Below are 12,244 nucleotides of genomic sequence, written 5' to 3' on the forward strand. Positions count from 1 at the left end.
TAAAAAATACCTACCCAGTCGCCGTTTTATGGCGAGAGCGGCAGCTACAACTCTCCCGCACGGCGCAGCAGGTGATAGTAAATCCTTACCGCCTGCACATAACTGGCTTGTGATACCCGCTCATCGGTACCGTGAATCCCGCGCATTTCTTCGGGACCGATTTCAAACCCCACAAAACGGTAGCTATTCTCAGCGACCGCCTCGTAATGACGCGCATCCGTCGCCGCCACGACTAAACGCGGTGCCACAATGGCCTCCGGGGCAATTTGTGAAACCAGTTCACCCAGCACACGGAAGCCTGCAGAATCGGGTGAAGCCACTTTGGACGGGTTGCTGCCAAAGCCGCCATAGGGGCGAATGCTCACCCGGGGGTCATCAACAATTGCGGTCACCGCCTTGATCACCGACTCTACCGTATCGCCCGGCAGAATACGGAAGTTGACGACGGCACTGGCCTTAATCGGCAACACATTATCCTGCACGCTGCCCTGCAGCATGGTGACTGCCGTTGTGGTGCGCAGCCCCGCATTAATCGCCGGCTCTGCAGCCAACTGCCGCTCCAGCAGCGGGCCGAACAACCAGGTATTGGCAAACAACAGGCGCTGATAAAACGGGATGGCATCGCCGAGATAGCGGATAAAATCCACCGTATAGTCCAGGGTCGCTGGCAGCGGATTGGCTTCCAGGCGGGCAACAGCCGCCGCAATCACACCCGCCGCCGTTTGTGGCGGCGGCATGGACGAATGTCCACCACCGCCAGACGCGCTGAACTCGAGACTGAGAAAGCCTTTTTCTGCCGGACCAATCAGGGCAAGCGGTTCATCGACACCGGGCAACATCCCCTTGGCAATCGCCCCGCCCTCATCCAGCAAAAACGCCAGGGAGATGCCACGTTCACCCAACCAGGCAGCCATGGCTTTGGCGCCTTCGCCTCCGACTTCTTCGTCAGCGCCGAAGCCGAGATAGATATCGCGAGGGGGCACAAAACCTTCGCCCAGCAAACGCTCGGCAGACTCCAGTATCCCCATCAGACTGGCTTTGTCATCCAGCGCCCCACGGCCCCAGATATAACCGTCAACCAGCGTGCCGCTGAACGGCGGGTAGCTCCAGTCCTCTTCCGTACCGGGAATCACCGGCACAACGTCCTGATGCGCAATCAGCATAATCGGCTTGGCAGCCGAATCAGCGCCCGCCCAATGCAGCAGCAGGCTGTTATCAAAACGCTGTACCGAGAGTGTTTCAAACACCTGCGGGAAACGCTGGCGTAGAAAGTCGTGGAAATCGGCAAACGCCTGTTGATCAACTTTTTGGGGATCGTCATAGGAAATGGTGGGATAGCGCAGGGCTGCCGCGAGCCCGTCAACAAGCGGCTCAGCCTGCCACTCGACCTCTACCAGTGAATTCCCTACCGCCTGTTCTGGCGGCACAAATTGCAGCGTTCTTACGACCAGAACGGCGATCAGCAGACACAGCGCTGCAGCCAGCCCGACCAAAATACGTTTCATTACACTACTCCTGCTAAAAAACTACGGCTTGGCAGCGTTCAACGCTGCCAAGCCGCTCACGCTGTCTGCTTATTGAAAACGGTAGCTGAATTCCACGCCCAGCTCGCGAGGCGTACCCGGCACCCGGTTCGCAACCCCAATCACGCTGGTCACCGCAATCCCCCCAACGAAATAGGGCTCGTCTTTAATGTTGTTGACGTAGGCACCCAGCCCCATCTGCTCGTTGATTTCCCAGCGGACGCGCGCATTGTAAAGCTCGTACTGGCTGACCGTTGAGCTGGCATAGTTGCCACTGAGGTAATCGGTGCCGATGAAGATCTCATCACTATAGTAGTACTGAAGCTGGGGCACGATCAGCCCGATAGGCGAATCCCAGTCATACTGAATATTCAGACCGCGCACGTTCTGCGGTACTTGGGGAAACGCCTCGCCACTGCGATCAACAATAGCGAAGCCGTCGTCGGTATTCGTGCCCAGGTTATATTCCAGGAAATCACCATCGGTATACCCGGCATTGGCGTTGATGGTGAACGGCCCCAGCAAGGCCGTCAGCTCAAGTTCAAAACCATCAACCACCGCCTCACCGGCGTTACCGGTGAACTGTACTACTTCGGTATCGGTGGCGCCCACCTCATACAGTGCCACCTGCAAATCGGTGTAATCCATCTGATAGGCGGCAACATTGAAGCGCAGTCGGCGGTCAAAGGCATCCAGCTTGAAGCCGATTTCCTTGTTCAGCACCTGCTCGGGCTCGAACTGTTTAATCTCCGACTCAGTCTGTGTGGTACGCACATCGAGTCCGCCAGACTTAAAGCCCCTGCTCACCGTCGCATACACCATCAAGCTGTCCAAATTCAGCGATTCCAGCAGCTCATCCCCGGCCAGATAGTTCAGCGTCAAACTCGGCGTCCACTCTTCAAAGTCGGTGTCGCCACGCAGTTTGGGGCCAAAGATCAACGGCACCTCAGGCGCGTCATAGGCAAGATACTGGGCTCTGGAGACCGGAGAATAAATGCCGTCGCCCAGATGGAAAACCGGCGCCAGAATGGCGAGGTCACTGCCAATCTGTGCGTTCAGCCGGCTGGCATATTCGCCGTAATCCGGCGTGCCCTGCACATGCACCGACGCCCGCTCCTCTTCGGTGTAACGCACCCCAAGTGTCAGCTGCCAGTTCTCAGCCAGATCCAGGGTTCCCTGAGCAAAGGCGGCCTTGGTGGTATTCTCATAGTCGGCGATGTTAACCATGTTCGCCTGCACCGGTAACACCGCCAGTGCCGAGATGGGAATATCGATGCCGACAGCCCCCTCCGGCTTGATTGCGACCAGACCATTGTCACCCACCTCGGTACCGTCCAGAGCATTGTCGAGAGACTCTTCTGCGTAGAACAGGCCGAAGGTGTAGTTCAGGCGCTCATCCCAGGCGCTGCCGTTAAACTTAATCTCTTGCGAAAACTGCTCGCGCTTGGCATCGCCAACGGTTTTGTCCGAGCCGTTCAGCACCTGATAGCCCGCAGCGGGCCCTACTGCAACGGCGCGAATACCGGTGCCATCGGAGTCCCCCCCGATGTAAATATTGTCCTGCATGGCGTAGCTGGTAATGCTCTCAATATCCAGCCAGTCAGAAACCGGCGCCCGCAGCGTCAAGGCAATCATGTGATTGTCGATGGCATACACGCTGTCTTCGGGGTTGAGGCTGACTTCAAAGTCCTTGGCCTGTGCCGAGCTGGCATCACAGGCTTCTTCAAGACTCATATCTTCGGCGCCGCGATACACCCCCGAGGTCAGAATGGCGCCATTGTTCTGGAAGGCACAATTGTAGGGCGAACCGCGCTCATCAATTCGGCTGAGGAAACCAAACAGGTCCACTTCTACATCATCATTCACATACCAGATCAGCCGCGACGACAGCGCCATGCGGTCTTGATCAAACAGCGCGTTATTCGCCGCAGTATTATCGATTGAGCCATCGCTGCGCTTGCTGTTAAACGCCACGCGCACGGCAAGGTCATCGCTGATTGGCAGGTTGGCGTCCAGTTTGACGTTTTGCTGACCGTAGCTCCCTGCCCCGAGTTTTACACCGAATTCATAGCCGTCGGTGAAAGGCTTTTTCGAATCCACCAGAATCGCGCCACCGACATTGTTCTTGCCGAACAATGTGCCCTGAGGGCCACGCAGCACCTGAATAGACGCGACATCAACGGCATCCAGCAACTGGGCGTCGGAGCGCGGTACGTAGATACCATTGAGGTACATGCCGACACCCGGGTCCAGCACCGGGTTGCCCGAACGCTGCCCCACACCGCGAATGAAAATGGCAGGCGCTTTGTAGTTGGTCTGGGAAAACTGCAGACTGGGCGCCAGGGTTTCCACATCTTCTATGTCGCTGATACCCATGTAGTCGAGCATATCGCTGCCCAGCGCAGAGACCGCCACGGGTGTGTCCTGCAAACTTTCCTCACGCCGCCGCGCAGTGACAACAACCTCTTCAAGCATCACCCGGCTGTCAGCTTGCGCGAAACTCGGCGTCGCAAATAATGCCGACACGGCCGAAACGGCCAGGGGAAGAAGTAAGGGGGCTTTCGTTTTCATTCACAGGTCTCCAGCATTCTGTGTATCGTTCGGTCCATCGCGCTACGGGACGACATGCTCCGCGGGGCGAATGTTGACATGCGTTACATCAACAGTCACTCCCTCACGCAAGAGTCGTGCCGCGAATCATGCACTAATGGGCTCGACACTGACAGGCACGCCATTCAATGCAGCATTGCCCGACAGCACATCAATAAAGTAGTCATCCGTCAGCGTATTCACGCTCACGCCCGCGTTCGCCTCCGCCAATCGCCACGCGGTACCCTCACCGTGATGCCCCCAACCATGAGGAATACTGATCACGCCGGGCATGACCTCATCGCTGACTTCGGCGACCACCTCCACACTGCCTACGCGCGAGTGCACGCGCACTTTGCCGGCATCGCTCACCCCCAAACGTCGGGCATCGTCAGGGTTCAGCAGCGCAGTACAGCGGTTCTTTCCCTTCACCAGGCGCTGGCTGTTATGTAGCCAGGAATTATTGCTGCGCACATCCCGACGGCCAATCAATACAAACGGGCTCTGCGCATCGCCGCCAAAAAAACGTGCGTCGACACGCGGCAGATCTGCTAGGAAAAAATCGGTATTGAGGTGAATTTTTCTATCTTTATGGAACAGCGCCGCGGGCAGTTGGGGCTGCAGCGGCCCCAGATCAATGCCGTGTGGCGCGGCCTTCAGTTTGGCCAGGGTCAAGCCCGAAAACGGCCGCCAACCGGCACCGTAGGGGCCGCGACGCAGGAGTAAGGCGAGCATTCCGCCGGGGCCGAGGTGTCGTTCGAGCTGCCGCCCCAAGCGCTCCTTCAAGGATCGGGGTGGCGCGAGACGATCCCTCAAGCCGAGCAGAATTTGCCAATCGTGCCTCGCATCGGGGCCCGCCTTGAACAATGCCGGGGCATATCGGGCGTTGTTACGTACCGCCAGCAGGTTAAAGATGATATCGAAATGTTCCCGTTCCAGCGGACTGACCGGCGGCAAAATAAAATCCGCATGACGACTGCTCTCATTAAGATAAAAGTCGACCGACACCAACAAGTCCAGACCGGCAAAAGCGCGATCGAGCTGCTCTCCGTTCGGCGTGGACAGTACCGGATTCCCGGCAACCAGAATCATCCCTTTGATCTGCCCATCGCCAGGTGTGGCAATATCTTCCGCCAGCGCCGAGACCGGCAATTCACCATTAAACTCGGGTAGCTGACGTACCCGGCTGTGGAAACGCCCCATATTGCCGCGACCGGTCTGCGGCAGAATATTCGCGGCAGGCGTGCTGAACATCAGACCACCGGCTTTATCGAGCGTACCGGTCAAGATATTGAACAGCATAATCAGGTACTGACACAGCGCGCCGAACTCCTGTACCGACACTCCCATCCGGCCATACAGTACCGGCGCCTCCGCCGCGCAGAACTCGTCAACCAACTGCCGTATCGCCGCGGCACTGATACCCGTCGACTCGGCCACCCGCTCGGGCGTGTATGGGGCGAAGTCACTCGCCAAGGTCATGGGGTCGGTATCCAGCAGTCCCTCGCAGGCCTTCAGCGAGATCTGCTGCGATTGAAACAGGTGATTGAGCATCGCCAACAGCAGCAGCACATCGCTACCCGGGCGAATGAAATGGTGTTGGTCTGCAAGCTCTGCCGTCTGACTGCGGCGCGGGTCAATCACCACCACTTTGCCGCGCTTTTTCACCGCCTTTAGCCGCCCACGCACATCAGCAACACTCATAATACTGCCGTTAGACGCCAGCGGGTTGCCGCCCATAATGACAAAATAATCACTGCGATCGATATCCGGCACAGGAATACGCAGCTGATGACCAAACAGCTTCCACGCCACTATGTGATGCGGGAGCTGATCAACGGACGTCGCCGAAAATTTATTCCGTGTTTTCAACGCACGCAAAAAACCGCCATTCAGCAATGTGCCACCCAGGTTGTGAACATTCGGGTTGCCCAGATAGACCCCCAGCGCATTCTTGCCATGCCGTGCTTGCAGATCAGAAATCCGCTCGGCAACTCTGTCCAGCGCCGTCTCCCAGTCCAGCTCGTGCCACTGGCCATCGCGCTTTTCCATGGGCTTTTTCAGGCGGTCGGGGTCTTCGTATAAGTCTTTCAGTGCCAGAGCCTTGGGACAGATATGCCCGCGACTGAAAGGGTCTTGCTCATCGCCTTTAATCGAGACAATCTTCTCGTCGTCCAGCGTAATCGCCACGCCGCACATCGCCTCACAGAGATTACAGGTTCGGAAAAACGTACCGGATCTCACCATCACTCGCCTCGCTCATCATTATTATTGTTCTACAGCACCATCAGGCTGCATGTACTCAGCGAATACACTTTAGCAGCAAGCCCCGCTGCCCGCACTGGGTGAGTGCAGGCGGCCGCCAGATTAGCTGCTGATGTGGCCCTGCCGGGGACGCAGCACCATATTCTCGGTCACCACGTTGCGATCCATCGTATACAGATTCCAGAACGCGCGGGCGACGTCATCGGTGGGCATCAGGGCGGCCTCGGGAACATGGCTGTTTTCCCATGAGGGCGACCACGTCGGCCCCGGCGAGACACAACACACACGGATATCTTCGTCTCGCAGCTCTTCGCGCAGCGCCTTACTGAAACCCAGCACACCATGCTTGGCAGCGCAGTAGGCCGAAACACCGGCATAGCCCTCAAACCCTGCCGTCGACACCATATTGAAGATATCGCCGCGCCCAGCCGCTTGCATCGCCGGTAAAAAGGCGCGGGTCATCAGGAAAACGCTGCGCAAATTACTTGCTACCACGCGATCGAAATCATCGACGGCCATGTCAGCCACCGGCTGTCCATGCCAGCAGCCGGCATTATTAATCAGAACATCAACGCCGCCGACATCCGCGGTCACCGCCGTCGCCAACGACGACACCGCTTCAGCCTCGGCAACATCACAAGCGTAGGTCTCTACCCGATCGGCCGTCCCGCATTCCCTGGCGACGGACTGCAGGTTTCCCGCATTGCGAGCCACCAGCAGCAAGGTCACCCCGGGCTTGGCAAACTGTCGGGCAATCGCCGCGCCAATGCCCTGCGAAGCGCCCGTAATCAATACCCGCACGGCCTTGTGGCCCGTTTCGCTAAATGTCATGGTTTCCCCTATGCTTGACGACCACACTGTACGAGCGGCCTGTTAATGATCGATACCATTGTAAGCAACAAAGCCATCCGCCTGTTTATTGTGATGGCGGGTTTCTTTGTTGCCAATGCGCTGATTGCCGAGTTTATCGGCGTCAAAATCTTTTCACTCGAACAAAGCCTTGGCCTTGAGCCGCTGTCGCTGAGCTTTTTTGGCGTCGATCAGCTTTCCTTCAATCTCACCGCTGGCGTACTGCTCTGGCCTTTCGTGTTTGTGCTGACAGATTTGATCAACGAATACTACGGCGCCCGAGGCGTCAGGATGCTCTCCTATCTTACGGCAGGGCTGATTCTTTATGCCTTTGCCATGTTTTACGCCGGTATCGAACTCACGCCCGCCGACTTCTGGCCGCAGTCCCATATCAATCCAGCGCTGCCCGCCGCCGAACAGTTGGCGATCCGCGACAAAGTCAGCGACTACGATTACGCCTACCGGCTGGTCTTCGGCCAAGGCCTGTGGATTATTATCGGCTCTCTGGTTGCCTTCCTGATCGGGCAGATTATCGACGTCGCCGTCTTCCATCGCATCAAACAATACACCGGCGAGAAACTGATCTGGCTTCGCGCCACTGGATCAACGTTAGTCAGCCAATTTATCGATAGCTTCGTCGTCCTGTTTATTGCTTTTTACCTCGGTGCCGACTGGCCGCTCTCGCTGGTGTTCGCCATCGGCGTGGTCAATTACCTCTACAAGTTCACCATGGCACTGATACTGACCCCGGTCATCTATTTGGCGCACGCCGGTATCGACCGCTACTTGGGCACACCTCTTGCAAACGAGATGAAGCGTGCAGCCCTAGAAAGCGGCTGATCGCGGCATTTCAGTACATTTTCCCCTACCGCTGCACGATTTTTTCCGATCTAACCCAAATGGGAGGTGACAGCGAGGCCTTACTAACGCACAATTAAGGTGCGTTGCGACATAATAAGGCATAAAAAAGGGCCGCGACCGAGCCCTTATCGCTGTCACAAGGCAGTATTTCAACGAGGGAGAGACTTCATGACAGCCAAGTTTGCAATTCTTGGCCTCACCGCTGTAGCGCTGCTTAGTGCTTGTGGTGGAGGCAGCTCATCCAGTGGTAGTAATGGCGGTGGAAGCAGTGAACCGCGCATCGAAAATCGCTACTCACTGGCCAGCCACTGCTTCACTATGCAGTCGGCTGATGATCGCTATGCGGGGATCGATGGCGAGGACACCGTACTCAGCAGTTCGGCCATTGAAGCCGAACCGTTCTTCATGCAGGCAGCCACGCTCGGCAAATACTTGTTCTACACCAGCGACGGCCAATTCCTGACCAGCGATGGATCGTCCGTTCGCGTCGACGAAGAACCCAGTAACGATGCTATCTGGACCCTGGAGTTCGACAGCACAGCCAAAACCTTCACCATTTACTCGGAAACCGACGAGCGCTATCTCAGCGCTGGCGACAGCACGCTGAGCACAGCGGATACCCCCAGCGCATTCAGCTTTACCGCCAGCCAAGGCTGTAAAACCTACCCGGAAATGCCCACCTCAGTCATTGGTGACACTTATAAAGGTAAAGGCGCCGATGAACCCGTCGTCGGCTTTGCCGATATCCACAATCACATGGGCATGAGCAGCGAGTTGTCCTATGCGGGCGATGTTGGCCCGTCGGCCGGTGGCGTTCTCTACGGTGAAGCGTTCCACCGTTTCGGCGTCAGCCACGCACTGGCCGACTGCGCTGACTTCCATGGCCCCAATGGCATACGCGGCGCGGATGTCATTCTTGTTTCCGGCGCCTCCCCTACCCATGAAACCGAGGGGTGGCCGACGTTTATCGACTGGCCAACCAATCACTCGCTCACGCATACGGTGATGTATTACAAGTGGGTAGAACGCGCCTGGCTCGCTGGCCTACGCATTATGGTTAACCACGGCACCAACATCGCCGGGCTGTGTACCGTCGGCACCATCTACTCGCTGCACCCTGGCGCCGACTGTAACGATATGAGTATCGCCATCAAGCAGATCAAGTACATGTATGAGCTGCAGGACTATATTGATGCGCAGTACGGCGGCCCCGGTGAAGGCTGGTATCGTATTGTTACCAGTCCGCAGCAAGCCCGAGAAGTCATTAACGACGGCAAACTGGCGGTAGTGCTGGGTATGGAAGCCGCGCAGGTTTTTGACTGCGGTATGACCATGCTGCTCGGCAATATCGAAATCCCCAAGTGTGACCGCGAGCAGATTGACGACAAGCTTCAGGAATTGTGGGATCTGGGTGTTCGTCACCTCTACGCCTATCACGACATCGACAGCGCGCTCGGCGGAACCGGCATTTTCAGCGATATTATGAACCTGCTGAACCTGATCGATACTGGGTCGTTCTGGAAAACCACCGATTGCCGGGACTATCCAGAGAGTGAGCCGATGGTTCGCGAGCCCGGCCTGAAGATTGTGACCAGCCTGCCCGGCACCGGCGGCGACCCGCTGACCAGCCTTGTCCTTGATATCACCAAGGGTTTAGCCCTGCCGCTCTACCCGGATAGAGTGCAGTGTAATTCCCGGACGGTGACCGAGCTGGGCGAATACGCGCTCAATGCCATGATGGACCGCGGCATGGTCATGGATATTGACCACGCGGCCTACCACAGTAAAGACATCATGCTGGATCTTGCCGAGCAGCGGACTCCTGCTTACCCGATGGTGTCATCGCATGACGCCCACGGTGGTCTGACCAGCGATCAGGCTGCGCGAATCCTGAAGAATGGTGGCGTTATCTATCCCTACAAAGATACCGGCATCAAGCACGTCGAGTTTCTGGAAAAGCTGAAGTTCTGGCGCGAAAAAGCCGGGGTCAGCGACTCGGTTCTCGGCCTGGGCTTTGGTGTTGACGGCAACGGCTTTGGCGGACACGCCAATCCCCGTGGCGGCGATTCCGAGCCGGTGCAATATCCCTTTGTGCTGTTCCAGGGCGACGACTGGGGCGAGAAGTACAATAACTTCGACCCGGTCACGGTTGAGATGCTGACCATCCCGGAGAGCGGCAAATACTGGCACATCGATGAAGTGGGTATGGCCAACTACGGTCTGGTTGCCGACTACGTGGAAGAAGTGCGCCTGGAAGGCGGTCAGGAGGCGCTGGATGCGCTCTACAACTCTGCAGAGGCCTATCTGCAGACCTGGGAGCGCTCTTACAACCGCGCCAACCTGCAGTAAGGACTTGCCATGCGTAAGTTCTTGCTTCCCGCCGTTGCGGTGGCTGTACTGGCGGGACTGTGGTGGTGGCTGAAGCCCGTAAGCGGCGCGCCAACCGAGCCCCAGACCCGCCACTATCGCCTGTCATTTGTGGATGGTCAGTATCAAGGACCGGAGACACTGACTGCGTATCAGGGCGATACCGTGCAGTTTGATGTGTTCAGTGACCAGGACGATGCCATGCACGTCCACGGCTACGAGAAACACCTTGTGCTGCCCTCTGGTGCCACCGCTGTTTTGCGCTTTACCGCCGAGAATAGCGGACGCTTCATGCTCGAGCTTCACGGCAGCGACCTGCAGTTCGGCGCACTGGAAGTGTATCCCCGGCGATGAAACGCACAACATTGACCGGCTTCATCGGGGCGCTGCTGGCGACCCCGGTTGAAGCACACTCCTTTGGCCAGCCCTATCAGTTGCCCATGCCCTATTGGATGTATATCTACGGGGCCATGGCAGCACTGGCGCTGTCCTTCGTCGTGCTCGCCTTCTTCCTTCGCGAAGACACCGGTGACCGACACGCACGACGCCTGGTTTTGGGTAAACCAAACGGCCCCGTCGCAACATGGCTGCACCGCGGCCTGCAATCAGTGATGGTCGGCAGTTTTGCACTGGCTATTATTGCCGGGCTGATCGGCAATCAGGACAGCTACCGCAACATCAACATGACCTATTTCTGGATCGTGTTTGCGCTGGGAGGCTGTTATCTGAGCGCACTGGTCGGCTGCTGGTATGAAACGCTCAATCCCTGGCGCATTGTTGCCGAACTGCTGAGTCGCCACTGCACCACGCTTCGGGAAGGCCGCTTTCGCTACCCGGAAACGCTCGCCTACTGGCCTGCACTGGCTCAGTACCTGGTCTTCATCATCATTGAACTGTTCGGTGATACCCGACCCTTTTCACTGTCGCTGATTTTGCTCTGCTACACGGCCCTGACACTGACCGGCGTCTACCTGTTTGGCATTCAACGCTGGTTTTACAGCGGCGATCTGTTTGCCGTGCTGTTTCGCCTTATTGGTCGCATGGCACCACTACAGCGCGATGAACAGCAGCGCTGGGTACTGCAATGGCCCTTTGCCGGCCTGCTGGGCCAGCGCGCCGACCATCCCAGCCTGTTGCTGTTTATTCTGTTTATGCTGTCGTCCACGGCCTTTGATGGCCTGCGGGAAACCCAGCTTTGGTTCGGCCACTTCTGGAAAGATCCTCTGCAGATCCTGACCCCGCTACTGGGTGAACACCCGATCTACGCCTATCCCTATCTGCGGCCGTGGTTTGTGGCCTACGAAATTTTCTGCCTGCTGATTTCGCCGCTGCTTTATCTCGGTGTTTTCCTGTTATTCCTCTGGCTGGGTAAGCTGATCACCCGCAGCTCGCTGTCGATGACGACCTTCACCGCCCAGTTCAGCTACAGCCTGTTACCGATTGCACTGGTCTACCACATCACCCACTACTACACCCTCCTGCTGAACCAGGGGGTCAAGATTCGCGGGCTGATTTCAGACCCGTTTGGCTGGAGCTGGAATATCTTCGGCAATGCCATCACCGGGCGTCTACCGATCATTCCCGACATGGGCTTTGTCTGGGACAGTCAGGTTTGGCTGATTCTGATCGGCCACGTAGCCAGCGTCTGGTTGGCACATGCCGAAGCGCTGCGCTGTTTCAACAGCCGCAAGCAGGCAACGCTCAGTCAGTTTCCCATGCTGGCGCTGATGATTCTGTTTACCGGCTTTGGCTTGTGGATTCTCGCTCAGCCCCTCAAAGGATAAGGCCGC

General features: G+C 57.3%; 8 protein-coding genes. 4 read left to right on the top strand and 4 right to left on the bottom strand.

Annotation, left to right across the window (positions count from 1 at the left end):
* Window positions 1–44 precede the first annotated feature (44 nt).
* From G411_RS0104780 to G411_RS0104800, 4 genes are all read right to left on the bottom strand, one after another.
* A complete protein-coding gene (locus G411_RS0104780) occupies window positions 45–1,505 on the bottom strand; it encodes a M20/M25/M40 family metallo-hydrolase (RefSeq protein ID WP_022958038.1) in 1,461 nt (486 codons plus the stop codon).
* A 69-nt stretch (window positions 1,506–1,574) separates the two neighbouring features.
* The gene (locus G411_RS0104785) at window positions 1,575–4,094 is read right to left on the bottom strand and encodes a TonB-dependent receptor (RefSeq protein WP_022958039.1); all 2,520 of its coding nucleotides are present in this window, start codon (window positions 4,092–4,094) and stop codon (window positions 1,575–1,577) included.
* Window positions 4,095–4,220: 126 nt separating this feature from the next.
* Window positions 4,221–6,359 carry a molybdopterin oxidoreductase family protein gene (locus G411_RS0104790; protein WP_022958040.1) on the bottom strand — a complete coding sequence of 713 codons (2,139 nt, stop codon included), beginning with the start codon at window positions 6,357–6,359 and terminating at the stop codon, window positions 4,221–4,223.
* Between the two features lie 120 nt (window positions 6,360–6,479).
* Complete coding sequence (locus tag G411_RS0104800) at window positions 6,480–7,208, bottom strand: SDR family oxidoreductase (protein WP_022958041.1); 729 nt, start codon at window positions 7,206–7,208, stop codon at window positions 6,480–6,482.
* A gap of 45 nt (window positions 7,209–7,253) precedes the next feature.
* On the opposite strand from G411_RS0104800, the gene G411_RS0104805 reads away from it, so the two are divergent.
* The 4 genes from G411_RS0104805 to G411_RS0104820 all read left to right on the top strand — a co-directional run bounded on the left by G411_RS0104805 (window position 7,254) and on the right by G411_RS0104820 (window position 12,238).
* The gene (locus G411_RS0104805; protein ID WP_022958042.1) at window positions 7,254–8,066 is read left to right on the top strand and encodes a queuosine precursor transporter; all 813 of its coding nucleotides are present in this window, start codon (window positions 7,254–7,256) and stop codon (window positions 8,064–8,066) included.
* A 189-nt stretch (window positions 8,067–8,255) separates the two neighbouring features.
* On the top strand, window positions 8,256–10,436 hold the full coding sequence (locus G411_RS0104810; RefSeq protein WP_022958043.1) for a peptidase M19: 2,181 nt from the start codon (window positions 8,256–8,258) through the stop codon (window positions 10,434–10,436).
* 9 nt (window positions 10,437–10,445) lie between these two features.
* Window positions 10,446–10,808 (top strand): cupredoxin domain-containing protein, encoded by a 363-nt coding sequence (locus tag G411_RS21325; protein WP_022958044.1) that lies wholly within the window; start codon window positions 10,446–10,448, stop codon window positions 10,806–10,808.
* A complete protein-coding gene (locus tag G411_RS0104820; protein WP_022958045.1) occupies window positions 10,805–12,238 on the top strand; it encodes a hypothetical protein in 1,434 nt (477 codons plus the stop codon). Before G411_RS21325 ends, G411_RS0104820 begins: the two co-directional genes overlap by 4 nt.
* Window positions 12,239–12,244: the final 6 nt, after the last annotated feature.

The organism is Spongiibacter tropicus DSM 19543 (assembly GCF_000420325.1).
GTDB classification, from domain to species: domain Bacteria; phylum Pseudomonadota; class Gammaproteobacteria; order Pseudomonadales; family Spongiibacteraceae; genus Spongiibacter; species Spongiibacter tropicus.